Below are 16,098 nucleotides of genomic sequence, written 5' to 3'. Positions count from 1 at the left end.
CGGCGCTTAGAGGCGGAACTCTTCGCCCAGATAAACGCGTTTAACCTGCTCGTCGGCCAGAATAGCATCCGGCGTGCCGTGGGCAATCAGTTTGCCCTGGCTGACGATGTAGGCGCGTTCACACACGTCCAGCGTCTCGCGCACGTTGTGGTCGGTGATCAGCACGCCCAGGCCGCTGTCACGCAGGTGCTCGATGATTTTCTTGATATCGATAACGGAAATCGGATCCACCCCGGCAAAGGGTTCGTCCAGCAGAATGAATTTCGGGTTGGCCGCCAGCGCGCGGGCGATTTCGACGCGGCGGCGTTCGCCGCCGGACAGCGCCTGGCCGAGGCTGTCGCGCAGATGGGAGATATGGAACTCTTCCATCAGCTCTTTGGCGCGGTCTTCGCGCTGTTCGCTGGTGAGATCGGGACGGATCTCCAGCACCGCCATCAGGTTGTCGTACACGCTCAGGCGGCGGAAGATCGACGCTTCCTGCGGCAGATAGCCGATGCCGCGGCGCGCGCGGGCGTGCAGCGGCAGCAGGCTGATGTCTTCTTCGTCGATCACGATGCGCCCGGCGTCGCGCGGCACGATGCCGACCACCATGTAGAAGGTGGTGGTTTTACCGGCGCCGTTCGGCCCGAGCAGGCCGACGATCTCGCCGGATTTCACTTTCAGGCTGACGTCTTCGACAACTTTACGGCCCTTGTAGGCTTTCGCCAGGTTTTCTGCGATGAGTGTTGCCATAAGTGATTAGTTACTCTTTTTTTGCCCGTTTTTGTCTTGCAACTGCGACGGTACCAGAACCGTTGTCACGCGTTTGCCTTTGTCGCTAAACGCCTGCATTTGCTGCTGTTGCACCAGATAGGTGATGCGATCGCCTTTCACGTTGCTGTCGAGCTGCTCCAGATAGGCGTTGCCCGTCAGGGTCACCAGCTGGGTCGCCACGTCGTAGCGCACTTTTTGCGCGTGGCCTTTGACCGGCTTGCCGCTGTCCTGCATCTGGTAGAAGGTTACCGGGTTGCCGAACGCTTCAATATAGGTCTTATTCTGATCTCCGCCCGGGCGGGTGACGACCACCTTGTCGGCGCGAATATCGATGGTGCCCTGTTTGATCACCACGTTGTCAGTGAAGGTGCTGACGTTGCTTTGCATGTCCAACGACTGCTTGAGCGAGTCGATGCTGACCGGCTGGCTGGAGTCGGATTTCAGCGCCAGAGCGGGGGCGCTGGCGGCCAAAACTAAGCTGCCGAGCAACAGGTTACGGAGTTGGTTTTTGGTTCTGAATTTCATAGTTGGTCTTAACCTTATCAATCAGCTCAGCGGTTTTGGTCCGCAGGTTCCCACGCATTTTCATGCCGTTAGAGGTAAAATTGGTCCCGTAAAGCGTGACTTCGTCATCGGAGGTGACGTCCTGGGTGACCAGGTTTACCTGAGCGTTGTCCGTCTTAATTTTTTCCAGCTGCGAGGTGGTGGTCAGGCTGTTAACCTCGACGTGACCATACAGATACAGCATCCGGTCTTTAGTCAGTTTGGCGCGATCGGCGCGAACTGACCAGGTGGCCACCGCATTCTCATCGAACAGCGTCATCACCGGCTGGGTGAACCAGCTCAGCTCGCCGGCGGTGTAATACTTCGCGTCTTCCGCCACCAGTTTATAATTCAGCTTGCCGGCTGGGTTGTACACCACGGTGACCGTGTGCTGGCTCTGGTAAGTCGGATCCTGATCGTTGACCGGGCCTGGGGCCGTGTCGTCGCTGAAGTCCGTCATGTTCCAGCCGATCAGCGCCAGAACGATCACCGTCAACAGGATGGTGATCCACAGTTTGGTTTTACTCATATCGACAGCCCTTTGGCGTCCTCCAGCTTATTTTGAGCCAAAAGAATGATGTCGCACAGTTCGCGTACCGCACCGCGGCCGCCGGCAATGCGGGTGACGTAGTGGGTGCGCGGCGTCAGCAGCGGGTGGGCGTCCGCCACCGCGACCGCCAGGCCGACCTGCGCCATCACCGGCCAGTCGATCAGGTCATCGCCGATATAGGCGACCTGATCCGCCGTTAACGACAGTTTATCCAACAGTTCACGGAAGGCCAAAAGCTTATCGGATTGCCCCTGATACAGATGGGTGATACCGAGCGTTTGCGCACGGTCTTCCAGCAGCTTGGCGGAGCGTCCGGTAATGATCGCCACCTCGATGTCCGAGGTTTTCAAGCAGCGGATACCGTAGCCATCGCGCACGTTGAACGCCTTCAGTTCTTCACCGTTGTTGCCCATGAAGATCAGGCCGTCCGACAGCACGCCGTCAACGTCGCAAATCAACAGGCGGATGTTACCGGCACGCGCCATAACCTCTTGTTCTACCGGCCCGTAGCAGGTTTCTACCATACCCATTCCGTTCTATTCCTTAATTAAACGACGCCGGCGCGCAGCATGTCATGCATATGTACCACACCCAGCAGTTGGTCGCCATCGGCAACCAGCAGCGCGGTGATGTGGCGTTGTTGCATCAGGTTCAATGCATCGACCGCCAGGATGTTGGGGCGCACCCGCACGCCGCCCGGCGTCATGACATCGGCGATCTTCGCCTCGTGCAGGTTGATGCCCATGTCGAACACCCGGCGCAGGTCGCCGTCGGTGAAGATGCCGGCGATTTTCATCAGGTCGTCGCAGACAACCGTCAGGCCCAGATTTTTGCGGGTGATTTCCAGCAGCGCGTCGCGCAACGAGGCGTCGGCGCTGACGTGGGGCATTTCGTCGCCGCTGTGCATGATATCGCTAACCCGCAGCAGCAGTTTGCGGCCGAGTGCGCCGCCCGGATGCGACAGCGCGAAATCTTCCGGCGTGAAACCGCGCGCCTTCAGCAGCGCGACGGCCAGCGCATCGCCCATCACCAGCGTGGCGGTGGTGCTGGTGGTCGGCGCCAGCCCCAGCGGGCAGGCCTCCTGCGGCACCTTGATGCACAGGTGGATATCCGCCGCTTTGCCCATCGAACTTTCCGGATTGTTGGTCATGCAGATGAGGGTGATCTGTTGGCGTTTCAACACCGGGATCAGCGCCAGGATCTCACTGGACTCGCCAGAGTTGGAGATGGCGAGCACGATGTCCTGCGGGGTGACCATGCCCAAATCGCCATGGCTGGCTTCCGCCGGGTGAACGAAGAATGAGGGGGTGCCGGTGCTGGCGAAGGTCGCGGCGATCTTGCAGCCGATATGGCCGGATTTGCCCATGCCCATCACCACCACTTTGCCGCCGCAGGCGGCGATCGTTTCGCAGGCGCGAGTGAAGTCCGCGTTGATATAGCTGTCGAGCTGAGCCAGCCCTTCACGCTCTATCTGAAGCACTTCTTTGCCGGCCTGTTGAAAATCGAAGCCCGGTTGCAACTCAATGTTCGACATACTCATTCCCGTCGGTTTAGCCGAAAGTACTGAAAGGGTTAAAGAACAGCACCGCAAGATACGCAATAAAGCCGCATAATAACAGCGCGCCGGCCAGGTGGCCGATGCGGTGTTTGCGGCCGATGCACAGCACGCTCAGCAGCACGCTGGCCGCCAGCATCACCCAGTAATCGCGCTGGAAGGCGGCGGCATCCACGCTGCCCGGCGACAGCAGGGCGGGTACGCCCAGCACGATCACCGTGTTGAAAATATTGGATCCGATGATATTCCCAATCGCCATATCATCCTCGCCCTTCAGCGCCCCGGCGATGGAGGTGGCCAGTTCGGGCAGGCTGGTGCCGATGGCGATAATGGTCAAACCGACCACCAGTTCGCTCAGGCCGAAATAGTGTGCGATCACCGTCGCATTATCGACCACCATTCTGGAAGAGAGCGGCAGAATGATAAACGCCAGCACTAGCCACAGCACCGCCACGGTATTGCTGCTGTCCTGCGGCAGTTCGGCGATCTGCTCCATGGTCAGGCTGTCGCTTCCCTCGCGCTGCGCCAGCCGCGCGATTTTCAGCATCAACAAGATGAAGCCGGCGGCGGCGGTCAGCAGCAGCACGCCGTCCAGCCTGCTCAGGGTACCGTCCATCAACACGAAACCGCACAATACTGTGACCGCTAACATCAGCGGCAGTTCGCGCCGCAGTATCTCGGAGCGTGCGGCCAGCGGGTGAATCAGCGCCGCCACCCCCAGGATCAATAAGATGTTGGTGATGTTGGAACCTAATACGTTGCCAACGGCCATATCTATCTGCCCGTTCAACGCGGCGGTGGTGGACACGATCAGCTCCGGCAGCGACGTGCCGATGCCGACGATGGTCATGCCGATGATCAACGGCGGTACGCCGAGCGAGCGGGAAATCACGGCAGCACCATAAACTAAGCGGTCTGCACCATACACCAGTAGAAATAAACCAACGATTAATAATGCTATCGCGAGAAACATGCAGGGTCCTTTGTCGGGTATTATCCCGGTTCGTTGGTTAAAGCCGTCAATGCGGCGGTATTGCTTGCCCTCCGTTGCGCGCGTTTGAGCCGCAGCAACGGTTTTCCCCGGCTAATTGTTGAACAGTTTCGTTTTTTTTCGTTATGGCGCCAATTTTGACCGGGTGGCGCGGAAAAGTAAAACCAATGGCACCATTGGTTGCGAAATGGCAGTAAGTTTTTGTAAAGATGAGACGGATTGCGCCCATTGCTTTAACATCACGGGTAGATTCAGCAAAAGATGAGTCGTAAAGGGTCCATTAACATGCTCCAAAAGGCAGATAATTTGGTCGAAGTGCGCGACATGAGCTTCTCGCGCGGCGACCGACGGATATTTGAAGACATCAACCTGACGGTGCCTCGCGGTAAGGTCACGGCGATCATGGGGCCATCGGGCATCGGCAAAACCACGCTGCTGCGCCTGATAGGCGGCCAGCTGGCGCCGGACAGCGGGGAGATTTGGTTCGACGGCGACAACATTCCCGCGTTGTCCCGCCGTCAGTTATACGACGCGCGCAAAAAGATGAGCATGCTGTTCCAGTCGGGCGCGCTGTTTACCGATTTGACCGTATTCGAAAACGTGGCTTACCCGCTGCGCGAGCACAGCAACCTGCCGGAGCCTTTGTTGCGCAGCACGGTGCTGATGAAGCTGGAAGCCGTGGGGCTGCGCGGCGCGGCTCAGCTGATGCCCAATGAGCTTTCCGGCGGTATGGCGCGCCGGGCGGCGTTGGCGCGTGCGATCGCGCTGGACCCGGAAATGATCATGTTCGACGAACCTTTCGTTGGCCAGGATCCGATCACCATGGGGGTGCTGGTCAAGCTGATCGACGAGCTGAACCATGCGCTGGGCATTACCTGCATCGTGGTGTCGCACGACGTACCGGAGGTGCTGAGCATCGCTGACTACGCTTACATCGTGGCCGATCACCGGGTGATCGCTGAAGGCACCACGCAGCAATTGCAGAACAATCCTGATGCGCGCGTGCGCCAGTTCCTGGATGGTATAGCGGATGGGCCGGTGCCGTTCCGCTATCCGGCCGGGGATTATCAGGCCGAACTGCTAGGCTTAGGGAGTAAATAAGCTCATGTTATTAAGAGCGTTAGCGTCGTTGGGGCGCAGTGGCATCAACACCAGCGCCAGCTTCGGCCGCGCCGGGTTGATGCTGTTCAACGCGTTGATTGGCCGGCCGGAACCCGGCAAGCAGTGGCCGCTGTTGTTGAAACAGCTCTACAGCGTCGGCGTGCAGTCGCTGCTGATCATCATGGTTTCCGGGCTGTTTATCGGCATGGTGCTGGGCCTGCAGGGCTATATCGTGCTCACCACCTACAGCGCCGAGGCCAGCCTCGGCATGATGGTGGCGCTGTCGCTGCTGCGCGAACTGGGGCCGGTGGTCACGGCGCTGCTGTTCGCCGGCCGCGCCGGTTCCGCGCTCACGGCGGAAATCGGCCTGATGAAGGCGACGGAGCAGATCTCCAGCCTGGAAATGATGGCGGTCGATCCGCTGCGGCGCATCGTGGCGCCGCGCTTCTGGGCGGGGCTGATCAGCATGCCGCTGTTGACCATCATTTTCGTGGCGATCGGCATTTGGGGCGGCTCGGTGGTCGGCGTGGACTGGAAAGGCATCGACAGCGGCTTCTTCTGGTCGGCGATGCAGGGCGCCGTAGAGTGGAAAAAAGATCTGCTCAACTGCCTGATCAAGAGTGTGGTATTCGCCATTACCGTAACCTGGATTGCCATTTTCAACGGGTACGACGCCGTGCCTACCTCTGAAGGGATTAGCCGGGCGACGACGCGTACCGTGGTGCATTCGTCACTGGCGGTGTTGGGATTGGATTTCGTGCTGACAGCACTGATGTTTGGGAATTGATTCGATGCAAACGAAGAAGAGTGAAATCTGGGTTGGGGCATTTATGCTGATCGCGCTGTGCGCCATCGTGTTTATCTGCCTGCAGGTGGCGAACCTTAAATCGATCGGCAGCGAGCCGACCTACCGCATTTACGCAACGTTCGACAACATCGGCGGCCTGAAACCGCGTTCGCCGGTGAAGATTGGCGGCGTGGTGATCGGCCGCGTGGCTGACATCGAACTCGATTCGAAAACCTACACGCCGCGCGTGGCGCTGGATATCCAGAAAAAGTACGACCAAATCCCAGATACCAGCTCGCTGGCGATCCGCACCTCCGGCCTGCTGGGCGAGCAATACCTGGCGCTTAACGTGGGCTTTGAAGATCCTGAGATGGGTACCACCATCCTGAAAGACGGGGGTACCATTCAGGACACCAAATCAGCCATGGTTCTGGAAGACCTGATCGGCCAGTTCCTGTATAAAAGCGGCGGTCAGGACAGCGCCAAATCGGGAGACGCGGCCGCTGAGCCGGCTGCCGGCGCCGCACCGCAACCCGCTGTTCCAAATCATTAAGAGAGGATACCTGCATGTTTAAACGTTTACTGATAGTGGCTCTGCTGGTGGTTGCACCGCTGGCGAGCGCAGCCGACCAAACCAATCCTTACAGCATGATGCAAGACGCGGCGCAGAAGACTTTCAGCCGTTTGAAGAACGAACAGCCGAAGATCAAGCAGGACCCGAACTACCTGCGTGCCATCGTGCATCAGGAACTGATGCCGTTCGTGCAGGTGAAATACGCCGGCGCGCTGGTGCTGGGGCGTTACTACAAAGAGGCAACGCCTGCGCAGCGCGAAGCTTACTTCACCGCCTTCCAGGCTTACCTGGAGCAGGCTTACGGCCAGGCGCTGGCGATGTATCACGGCCAGACTTACCAGATCGCGCCTGAACAACCGCTGGGCAATGCCGACATCGTGGCTATTCGCGTCACCATCATCGACAACGGCGGCCGTCCGCCGGTGCGTCTGGATTTCCAATGGCGCAAGAACAGCAAAACCGGCTACTGGCAGGCGTATGACATGATCGCCGAAGGCGTCAGCATGATCACTACCAAGCAGAACGAGTGGGCGTCTACGCTGCGTACTCAGGGCATCGACGGCCTGACCAAACAGCTGCAGGCCGCCGCCGCGCAGCCTATCACGCTGGACAAGAAAAACTGATGTCGGCAGCGCTCAGCTTCGAATCAGAGCAGCAGACGCTGATCCTGCGCGGTGAACTGGATCGGGAAACGCTGCAGCGGCTGTGGCGGCAGCGCGACGCGCTGATGGCGGATAAAACCGCGATCGACGTGGCGCAACTGCAGCGCGTGGACTCCGCCGGGCTGGCGCTGTTGCTGCATCTGCAGGAAGAGCAGCGCCAACGCGGCGTAGCGCTGAAAATTTTCGGCGCCACCGAGCGCCTGAAAACGCTGATCGCGCTCTACAACCTGCAGGCGATAATGCCTGTCGATACCGTCGGTTAGCGGCGTTTTACGCCGCCATTGCGTGGTAAAACGATACAAAGCCCCTGTTATGCAGGGGCTTTTTCTTTAGTTTAAGAAAACATCGTATTCCACTAAGATACTAGGCTGTTTATGATCCTTTAGCGGCAGAACTGGATACTATGGAAACCAACGAGATTAAAGACGTGCTGATGCAGGCATTGGCACTGGATGAAGCACATGTGACGGGCGACGGCAGCCATTTTCAAGCGATCGTGGTCGGTGAACTGTTCGCCGGCATGAGCCGCGTCAAAAAACAGCAGACGGTTTACGCACCGCTGATGGAATACATTGCTGACAACCGCATTCATGCCTTGTCTATCAAGGCGTACACCCCTGAAGAGTGGCAGCGAGACCGCAAACTCAACGGATTTTAAGGCTGTTTGCCCTGCTGGGCGGGCAGCTTCAGATTAGATAACAGAGAGTAGTCAGATGGATAAATTTCGTGTGCAGGGTCGGACCCGCCTGAGCGGTGAAGTGTCTATTTCCGGGGCCAAAAACGCCGCCCTGCCGATCCTGTTCGCCGCCCTGTTGGCGGAAGAGCCGGTCGAGCTGCAGAATGTCCCGAAGCTGAAGGACATCGACACCACCATTAAACTACTCAACCAGTTGGGTACCAAGATTGAGCGTAACGGTTCGGTCTTCGTGGACGCCAGCGGCGTGAACGAGTTCTGCGCCCCTTACGATCTGGTGAAAACCATGCGCGCTTCCATCTGGGCGCTGGGGCCGCTGGTGGCGCGCTTCGGCCGCGGTCAGGTTTCCCTGCCGGGGGGCTGCGCGATCGGCGCGCGTCCGGTCGATCTGCACATCACCGGCCTGGAGCAACTGGGTGCCGAGATCAAGCTGGAAGAAGGCTACGTTAAGGCGTCCGTCGAGGGCCGTCTGAAGGGCGCGCACATCGTCATGGACAAGGTGAGCGTGGGCGCGACCGTAACCATCATGAGCGCCGCGACTCTGGCGACCGGCACCACCGTTATCGAGAACGCCGCACGTGAGCCGGAAATTGTCGATACCGCCAACTTCCTCAATACGCTGGGCGCGAAGATCAGCGGCGCCGGTAGCGACAAGATCACCATCGAAGGCGTCGAGCGTCTGGGCGGCGGCGTGTATCGCGTGCTGCCTGACCGCATCGAGACCGGGACCTTCCTGATCGCCGCCGCGGTTTCCGGTGGCAAAGTGATGTGCCGCAACACCCGCCCGGATACGCTGGATGCGGTGCTGGCCAAGCTGCGCGAAGCCGGTGCCGATATCGAAGTGGGTGAAGACTGGATCAGCCTGGACATGCACGGTAAACGCCCGAAAGCGGTCACCGTGCGCACCGCGCCGCACCCGGGCTTCCCGACCGACATGCAGGCCCAGTTCAGCCTGTTGAACCTGGTGGCGGAAGGCACCGGCGTTATCACCGAGACCATCTTCGAAAACCGCTTCATGCACGTGCCGGAATTGATCCGCATGGGCGCACACGCGGAAATCGAGAGCAATACCGTGATCTGCCATGGCGTTGAGCAGCTGTCCGGCGCTCAGGTGATGGCGACCGATCTGCGCGCTTCCGCTAGCCTGGTGATCGCCGGCTGTATCGCCGACGGCGTGACCGTCGTCGATCGCATCTATCACATCGATCGCGGCTATGAGCGTATTGAAGACAAGCTGCGCGCGCTGGGTGCGAACATCGAGCGTGTGAAAGGCGAGTAAGGCATTAGCGCCGGCGCGGCTGCGTCGGCAGGATGAAAATCAAAGGGCCGGCTATCAATGCCGGCCCTTTTTTAATTGCTGTCTTCCGGGAATTCACCCACCGTCATTTTCAGCGTAATGCGTTTGCCGTCGCGCAGCACGATAACCGGTATCTCGGTGCCCGGCCTGATCTCCGCGACCTGATCCATGGTTTCCAGCACGGACACCGCCGGTTTGTTATCCACGTTGATGATGATGTCGTTGATCTGGAAACCGGCGCTGCTCGCCGGGCCGTTCGGCGTAATTTCGGTCACGATGATGCCCTGCAGGCGATCGATGCCGGAATTGGAGGAGCGCAGCGGAATGATCTCTTTGCCCTGAATGCCGAAATAGCCACGGATCACGCGGCCGTCGCGGATCAGCTTGTCCATGATTTTGGTGGCCAGCTCGATCGGAATGGCAAAACCGAGACCCTCCGGCGTTTCGCCGTCGGTGATTTTGTCATAGGTCAGGGTATTGATGCCGATCAGCTCACCCAGCGAGTTGACCAGCGCGCCGCCGGAGTTGCCGCGGTTGATTGAGGCGTCGGTCTGCAGGAACGTCTGGCGGCCGGTGGTGCTCATACTGATGCGCCCGGTAGCGCTGAGAATGCCCTGAGTCACGGTTTGCCCCAGGTTATACGGGTTGCCGATTGCCAGCACCACGTCGCCGACGTGGGCAACGCGATTTTTATTGGTCGGGATCACCGGTAAATTGCCGGGATCGATCTTCAGCACCGCCAAATCGGTCAGGCCGTCGGAGCCGACCAACAGTGCTTCGTAGCGGCGGCCATCCTGCAACACCACGGTGATCTGCTGAGCGTCTTTGATCACGTGGCGGTTGGTGATGATATAGCCGCGTTCGTTCATGATCACGCCGGAACCGAGCGACAGCACATTGGCGGCGCCGTTCAGGTTGCGGTTGTAGATGTTCACCACGGCGGGGGCGGCGCGGCGCACCGCCTTGTTGTAGCTCACCGGCGTTTCGTCGCTGGTATTCTCGGTTTTCTCTGCAAACAGGCCGTTGGAAGAGCGCAGCATGGGCAGAGCGACCAACAGCAGGCCGGCAACGATGAGACCGATAACGACAGAACGCAAAAGCTTAGCAAACATGGAGTTTTCGTGGTGTGGTGAACGATGTTCGGAGGATAGCATGAGTTAACCGGGCGCAGTATGTCACCGAGCCCGGTTTTTGTACAAATTAACGCAGTAGCAGATAAATGGTTTCGTTACCGCGCACGATATTGAGCGCCATCACCGGTGGCTTGGCCTCCAGCACTTTGCGCAGCGTAGTGATGTTGTCCACGCGCTGACGGTTGACGCCGATGATCACGTCGCCTTTCTGCAGGCCGATCTGCGCCGCCGTTGACCCTTTATCCACGTTCTCCACCTTCACACCCTTGTCACCGCTCGGCAACGCGCCGTTACTGAGGGAGACGCCCTGCAGCGCCGGCGACAGCGTTTCGGCATTGGTCGAGGCGCTCTCGCTGTTGTCCAGCGTGACCGAGACTTCCTGCGGTTTGCCGTCGCGCAGCAGGCCCACTTTGAGGGTTTTGCCCGGCGCGGTGGTGCCCACCTTGGCGCGCAGCTCAGCGAAGCTGCTCACCGGTTTACCGTCGACGGAAACCAGAATATCGCCGGCCTTGATGCCGGCCTTGGCGGCGGCGGATTTCGGCAACACTTCGCTGACGAAGGCGCCGCGCTGTGCGTCGGTGTTGAAGGCTTTGGCCATATCCGGAGTCATTTCGCTGCCCTTGATGCCCAGCAGGCCGCGTTTCACTTCGCCGAATTCAATCAGCTGCTGGCTCAGGTTCTGCGCCATATTGCTCGGAATAGCGAAGCCGATGCCGACGTTGCCGCCGCTCGGTGCCAAAATGGCGGTATTGATGCCGATCAGCTCACCATTCAGATTAACCAGCGCGCCGCCGGAGTTACCGCGGTTGATCGAGGCGTCGGTCTGAATGAAGTTTTCCAGCCCTTCCAGATTCAGGCCGGAACGCCCCAGCGCCGAGATAATGCCGGAGGTAGCGGTTTGGCCCAGGCCGAACGGGTTGCCGACCGCGACGGCAAAGTCGCCGACGCGCAGCTGATCGGAGTCGGCCATCTTGATGGCGGTCAGGTTTTTGGTGTCGCTGAGCTGCAGCAAGGCGATATCGGATTGCTCATCGCGGCCAACCAGCTTGGCGTCCAGCTCGCGCCCGTCGTTCAACTGCACGCGGATTTTATCGGCGTTGTTGATGACGTGGTTGTTGGTCAGCACATAGCCTTTGGCGGCGTCGATGATGACGCCGGAACCCAGCCCTTCAAACGGGCGGGAGCTCTGCTGTTGACCGGGGAAGTTAGGGCCGAAGAAGCGTTTGAACTCTTCCGGCAACTGTTGACGCTGCACCTGAGTGCCAGCGACATGCACGCTCACTACGGCGGGCAGGACTTTTTCCAGCATCGGTGCCAGACTCGGCAGCGGCTGCCCCTGAACGGCGACGGGCAGGGCCGCGTTGGCCACCGGTACGGAGCTGAGCGTCAGGCCGAGGCTAATTGCCAATGCACTAAGAATTAACGACTTTTTCTTCATTGATGATAACTCTCTCAATACCTGCCGATGAAAATTTGATGATAAGGCAATCACCTTGTCATAGTGAAGGGTAAGACCGTGAATTTGCGTGCAAAGTTCAGTAAAGGTAATACGAGGGAAGGTCAAGACGGTAAACGGGGGAAAACCCGCGGGTGGCCCCGCGGGCGAAGGGATATCAGTCGCGGCGCGCGCTTTGGCCGCGCAGCAGGCCGGAGGCGCCTTCCGAATAGTCGCGCGGCATTTCCACCGGCGCCTGATCGTTGTCTGCTTCCGCTTCGGTCAGACGATAGCGGAACGGATTTTCCTGCATCGGCAGGTCCGGCAGCAGGTTGTTGGAGCTTTTCGCCATGTGCTGATACAGCTGACGATAATCGCGTGCCATGTTGTCCAGCAGCTCGGCGCTGCGGGCAAAGTGGCCGACCAGCTCCTGACGGTACTCTTCCAGCTCGGTTTTGCTCTTGTCCAATTCGTTCTGCAGGACTTGTTGTTGACGTAATTTACGGTTGCCAAAACGCATCGCCACCGCACCAATCACGATACCGACGACCAAACCAATCAGCGCATACTCCCAGGTCATGATGACTCCTATTTTGACTTCGTTGTTCCGCAGGGATTTTTCACTTAATAATATCCACTATAACCGTTAACCTTGTCCGAGTGGAATCCTGATGCGCTTCCACCTAATTTTTACAGGGTTTTCAGCGGCGCCCGCAGCGGGCATTTGTGGCGATAACGGTGCGAATCGGCATCAACTTGCCGCCAACGTTGGCTAAATAATTTCTAAGCGTTCTTAGGGAACATCGAACAGATGCAGGCACTATCACCGTTATCTCGCTACCAGCAGGCGCTGGACGCGGGGGAATATCAGGCCGATGAGGTTCAACGTCGGGCCGTTACTCAACTGGATCGCATTTATCAGGCCCTGCTGCAAAAGCCTGCGGCGAGCGCGCCGACCGGCGGGCTGCGCGGCAAGCTCAATCGCTTGCTGGGCAAGGGCGGCGAAACGGCGCCGCAGCGTCCGGTGCAGGGGCTGTATATGTGGGGCGGCGTCGGGCGCGGCAAAACCTGGTTGATGGACATGTTCTTCCACAGCCTGCCGGGCGATCGCAAAATGCGTCTGCACTTCCATCGCTTCATGCTGCGGGTGCATGAAGAGCTGACCGAGTTGCAAGGGCGGGAAAACCCGCTGGAAATCGTCGCCGACGGCTTCAAGGCCGAGACCGATGTGTTGTGCTTCGACGAATTCTTCGTGTCCGACATCACCGACGCCATGCTGCTGGCCACGCTGCTGCAGGCGCTGTTCGCGCGCGGCATCACGCTGGTGGCCACGTCGAACATCCCGCCGGACGATCTGTACCACAACGGTCTGCAGCGGGCGCGTTTCCTGCCGGCTATCGATCTGATCAACGAGTACTGCGACGTGATGAACGTCGACGCCGGTATCGACTATCGTCTGCGTACTCTGACCCAGGCGCACCTCTACCTGACGCCGCTGAGCGATCAGACGCGCGCGACGCTGGATCGGATGTTCGTCAAGCTGGCGGGCAAGGCGGGGGAGGAGGCGCCGATGCTGCAGATCAACCATCGGCCGCTGCAGGCGATCCGTTCGGTGGACGGCGTGCTGGCGGTGGATTTCCACACGTTGTGCGAAGAGGCGCGCAGCCAACTGGACTACATCGCGCTGTCGCGGCTGTATCACAGCGTGATCCTGTATAATGTGCGGGTGATGGGGCCGCTGAAAGAGAATACCGCGCGCCGTTTCCTGGCGTTGGTGGACGAATTCTACGAACGGCACATCAAGCTGGTGATCGGCGCCGAAGCGTCGATGTTCGAGATCTATCAGGGGGTGCAGCTGAAATTTGAATTCCAGCGCTGCCTGTCGCGCCTGCAGGAAATGCAGAGCGAAGAGTACCTCAAGCTGCCGCATCTGCCCTGAATCTGCCGGGCTTGCCGCCGCCATATCGCCGGTTGTCCGCCGCCGGCGATAAATTTATTTTCCATTCAAAAACCGTTCGATCTTTGTGAGCGACTTCTCTATAATCTTGCGACCCCACGTTACAACAAAGTTTTTTTTCCCAAAAACTTTATAGTGCCGGCAATGGCTATTCGAAGGGGTAGGTTTGCTGGACTTGTATGGTCGTGTGAGCCTCAACTGTTTTCGAGCGTTTGGGTGTTCACCAACGTGTAACTAATTATTGGGTAAGCTTTCTAATGAAAACTTTTACAGCTAAACCAGAAACCGTAAAACGCGACTGGTACGTTGTTGATGCAGATGGTAAAACTTTAGGCCGTCTCGCTACTGAACTGGCTCGTCGCCTGCGCGGCAAGCATAAAGCGGAATACACCCCGCACGTGGATACCGGTGATTACATCATCGTTCTGAACGCTGACAAAGTTGCTGTAACCGGCAACAAGCGTACAGACAAAGTGTACTACCACCACACCGGCCACATCGGTGGTATCAAGCAAGCGACCTTTGAAGAGATGATTGCCCGCCGTCCTGAGCGCGTGATTGAAATCGCGGTTAAAGGCATGCTGCCAAAGGGCCCGCTGGGTCGTGCTATGTTCCGTAAACTGAAAGTTTACGCGGGCACCGAGCACAATCACGCGGCACAGCAACCGCAAGTTCTGGACATTTAATCGGGATTAATGGCAATGGCTGAAAATCAATACTACGGCACTGGTCGCCGCAAAAGCTCCGCCGCTCGCGTCTTCATCAAGCCGGGCAACGGTAACATCGTTATCAACCAGCGCAGCCTGGAACAGTACTTCGGTCGCGAAACTGCCCGCATGGTAGTTCGTCAGCCGCTGGAACTGGTCGACATGGTTGGCAAACTGGATCTGTACATCACCGTTAAAGGTGGTGGTATCTCCGGTCAAGCTGGCGCTATCCGTCACGGTATCACCCGTGCACTGATGGAGTACGATGAGACTCTGCGTTCTGAACTGCGTAAAGCTGGCTTCGTCACCCGTGACGCTCGTCAGGTTGAACGTAAGAAAGTCGGTCTGCGTAAAGCACGTCGTCGTCCGCAGTTCTCCAAGCGTTAATTTTCGCTGCTTCGGCAGTGCGATTTACGCAAAAAACCCGGTGCTTCACCGGGTTTTTTTATGCCTGAAATCCGCCGTCCTCGACTAAAATCTGTGGCATATCAGACAATTCAACATGAATTCGCCGCACCGCCCCCACAAAACAAGCAAAATCTGGTAAACTATCACCCACTTTTGCGCCTGTTCGCCGTGCAGTTGACCTCCTGGGCCGGTTTTTTATGGGTTCGGGTCGCGCTGCGTGCTGCCGGCCTGCGGCAAGATTATTCAGGATAGCAGCCTGTCAGTTGGCTATTCGCAGTATTTTCTAGATAACTTGGAGGTTTTCATGGCTGTCGCTGCCAACAAACGTTCGGTAATGACGCTGTTCTCTGGCCCGACCGACATTTTTAGCCATCAAGTACGTATCGTACTGGCGGAGAAAGGTGTCAGCGTCGAGATCGAGCAGGTCGAAATGGATAACCTGCCGCAAGATCTGATTGACCTCAACCCTTACCAGACGGTGCCTACGCTGGTCGATCGCGAACTGACCCTGTATGAATCCCGCATCATCATGGAATACCTGGATGAGCGCTTCCCGCACCCGCCGCTGATGCCGGTTTACCCGGTTGCCCGTGGTGAGAGCCGTCTGATGATGCTGCGCATCGAGAAGAACTGGTACTCGCTGATGGACAAGATCGAGAAGAGCAGCGGTCAGGAAGCGGAATCCGCCCGTCGTCAGCTGCGTGAAGAGCTGTTGGCGATCGCGCCTATCTTCGGCCAGACGCCGTATTTCATGAGCGAAGAGTTCAGCCTGGTGGATTGCTACCTGGCACCGCTGTTGTGGCGTCTGCCGCAGCTGGGCATCGAATTGAGCGGCGCCGGCTCTAAAGAGCTGAAAGGCTACATGACCCGCGTCTTCGAACGCGACGCTTTCCTGGCTTCCCTGACCGAAGCCGAGCGTGAAATGCGCCTGCAAACCCGGGGCTAAGCGCG

Annotated in this window: 20 protein-coding genes; 11 read left to right on the top strand and 9 right to left on the bottom strand. The window is 58.4% G+C overall.

Annotated features, from left to right (window positions below):
• Positions 1–6 precede the first annotated feature (6 nt).
• The 6 genes from lptB to ACJ8J5_RS14570 are packed head-to-tail and all read right to left on the bottom strand — an operon-like array spanning position 7 to position 4,374.
• Positions 7–732: an LPS export ABC transporter ATP-binding protein gene (gene lptB, locus ACJ8J5_RS14595; protein WP_004937040.1), complete on the bottom strand. Its 726-nt coding sequence runs from the start codon at positions 730–732 to the stop codon at positions 7–9.
• Between the two features lie 6 nt (positions 733–738).
• The gene (gene lptA, locus ACJ8J5_RS14590; RefSeq protein ID WP_025304377.1) at positions 739–1,278 is read right to left on the bottom strand and encodes a lipopolysaccharide ABC transporter substrate-binding protein LptA; all 540 of its coding nucleotides are present in this window, start codon (positions 1,276–1,278) and stop codon (positions 739–741) included.
• Positions 1,247–1,825: an LPS export ABC transporter periplasmic protein LptC gene (gene lptC / locus ACJ8J5_RS14585; protein ID WP_004937047.1), complete on the bottom strand. Its 579-nt coding sequence runs from the start codon at positions 1,823–1,825 to the stop codon at positions 1,247–1,249. Before lptC ends, lptA begins: the two co-directional genes overlap by 32 nt.
• Positions 1,822–2,376: a 3-deoxy-manno-octulosonate-8-phosphatase KdsC gene (gene kdsC / locus ACJ8J5_RS14580; RefSeq protein ID WP_414104541.1), complete on the bottom strand. Its 555-nt coding sequence runs from the start codon at positions 2,374–2,376 to the stop codon at positions 1,822–1,824. The genes lptC and kdsC overlap by 4 nt, the downstream gene beginning before the upstream one ends.
• Positions 2,377–2,393: 17 nt before the next feature.
• Complete coding sequence (gene kdsD, locus ACJ8J5_RS14575; protein WP_025304376.1) at positions 2,394–3,380, bottom strand: arabinose-5-phosphate isomerase KdsD; 987 nt, start codon at positions 3,378–3,380, stop codon at positions 2,394–2,396.
• A gap of 16 nt (positions 3,381–3,396) precedes the next feature.
• Positions 3,397–4,374, bottom strand: a complete 978-nt coding sequence (locus ACJ8J5_RS14570; RefSeq protein WP_033644493.1) for a calcium/sodium antiporter — start codon at positions 4,372–4,374, stop codon at positions 3,397–3,399.
• A 303-nt stretch (positions 4,375–4,677) separates the two neighbouring features.
• On the opposite strand from ACJ8J5_RS14570, the gene mlaF reads away from it, so the two are divergent.
• The 7 genes from mlaF (at position 4,678) to murA (ending at position 9,489) form a co-directional block, all read left to right on the top strand.
• Positions 4,678–5,493, top strand: a complete 816-nt coding sequence (gene mlaF, locus ACJ8J5_RS14565) for a phospholipid ABC transporter ATP-binding protein MlaF (RefSeq protein WP_043141965.1) — start codon at positions 4,678–4,680, stop codon at positions 5,491–5,493.
• 4 nt (positions 5,494–5,497) lie between these two features.
• Entirely contained in the window at positions 5,498–6,280 is a 783-nt protein-coding gene (mlaE, locus tag ACJ8J5_RS14560; protein WP_004937059.1) for a lipid asymmetry maintenance ABC transporter permease subunit MlaE, read from the top strand.
• A gap of 4 nt (positions 6,281–6,284) precedes the next feature.
• A complete protein-coding gene (gene mlaD / locus ACJ8J5_RS14555; protein ID WP_025304373.1) occupies positions 6,285–6,833 on the top strand; it encodes an outer membrane lipid asymmetry maintenance protein MlaD in 549 nt (182 codons plus the stop codon).
• A gap of 14 nt (positions 6,834–6,847) precedes the next feature.
• On the top strand, positions 6,848–7,477 hold the full coding sequence (gene mlaC / locus ACJ8J5_RS14550) for a phospholipid-binding protein MlaC (protein ID WP_414104540.1): 630 nt from the start codon (positions 6,848–6,850) through the stop codon (positions 7,475–7,477).
• Positions 7,477–7,779, top strand: a complete 303-nt coding sequence (gene mlaB / locus ACJ8J5_RS14545; RefSeq protein WP_173888535.1) for a lipid asymmetry maintenance protein MlaB — start codon at positions 7,477–7,479, stop codon at positions 7,777–7,779. The genes mlaC and mlaB overlap by 1 nt, the downstream gene beginning before the upstream one ends.
• A 140-nt stretch (positions 7,780–7,919) precedes the next feature.
• Complete coding sequence (gene ibaG / locus ACJ8J5_RS14540) at positions 7,920–8,174, top strand: BolA family iron metabolism protein IbaG (RefSeq protein ID WP_025304370.1); 255 nt, start codon at positions 7,920–7,922, stop codon at positions 8,172–8,174.
• Positions 8,175–8,229: 55 nt separating this feature from the next.
• Entirely contained in the window at positions 8,230–9,489 is a 1,260-nt protein-coding gene (gene murA / locus ACJ8J5_RS14535; protein WP_004937068.1) for a UDP-N-acetylglucosamine 1-carboxyvinyltransferase, read from the top strand.
• A 71-nt stretch (positions 9,490–9,560) separates the two neighbouring features.
• Here murA and degS read toward each other — a convergent pair whose 3' ends face one another.
• From degS to zapG, 3 genes are all read right to left on the bottom strand, one after another.
• Positions 9,561–10,619: an outer membrane-stress sensor serine endopeptidase DegS gene (gene degS / locus ACJ8J5_RS14530; RefSeq protein ID WP_025304369.1), complete on the bottom strand. Its 1,059-nt coding sequence runs from the start codon at positions 10,617–10,619 to the stop codon at positions 9,561–9,563.
• Positions 10,620–10,707: 88 nt separating this feature from the next.
• On the bottom strand, positions 10,708–12,078 hold the full coding sequence (degQ, locus tag ACJ8J5_RS14525; RefSeq protein WP_414104539.1) for a serine endoprotease DegQ: 1,371 nt from the start codon (positions 12,076–12,078) through the stop codon (positions 10,708–10,710).
• A gap of 175 nt (positions 12,079–12,253) precedes the next feature.
• Complete coding sequence (zapG, locus tag ACJ8J5_RS14520; protein ID WP_004937074.1) at positions 12,254–12,655, bottom strand: Z-ring associated protein ZapG; 402 nt, start codon at positions 12,653–12,655, stop codon at positions 12,254–12,256.
• A 231-nt stretch (positions 12,656–12,886) separates the two neighbouring features.
• Between zapG and zapE the strand changes: the two genes are divergently transcribed.
• From zapE to sspA, 4 genes are all read left to right on the top strand, one after another.
• Entirely contained in the window at positions 12,887–14,014 is a 1,128-nt protein-coding gene (zapE, locus tag ACJ8J5_RS14515) for a cell division protein ZapE (RefSeq protein ID WP_173888540.1), read from the top strand.
• Between the two features lie 275 nt (positions 14,015–14,289).
• A complete protein-coding gene (gene rplM, locus ACJ8J5_RS14510) occupies positions 14,290–14,718 on the top strand; it encodes a 50S ribosomal protein L13 (protein ID WP_004937079.1) in 429 nt (142 codons plus the stop codon).
• A 15-nt stretch (positions 14,719–14,733) separates the two neighbouring features.
• Positions 14,734–15,126 carry a 30S ribosomal protein S9 gene (gene rpsI / locus ACJ8J5_RS14505; protein ID WP_004937080.1) on the top strand — a complete coding sequence of 131 codons (393 nt, stop codon included), beginning with the start codon at positions 14,734–14,736 and terminating at the stop codon, positions 15,124–15,126.
• 325 nt (positions 15,127–15,451) lie between these two features.
• Positions 15,452–16,093 (top strand): stringent starvation protein SspA, encoded by a 642-nt coding sequence (gene sspA, locus ACJ8J5_RS14500; RefSeq protein WP_025304366.1) that lies wholly within the window; start codon positions 15,452–15,454, stop codon positions 16,091–16,093.
• The last annotated feature ends 5 nt before the right edge of the window (positions 16,094–16,098 follow it).

It is taken from the genome of Serratia sp. CY43202 (genome assembly GCF_052168755.1).
In the GTDB taxonomy this organism is placed as follows: Bacteria; Pseudomonadota; Gammaproteobacteria; order Enterobacterales; family Enterobacteriaceae; genus Serratia; species Serratia bockelmannii.
Note: the sequence above shows the minus strand (reverse complement) of the source record. Positions and strands in the feature narration are given on the sequence as shown.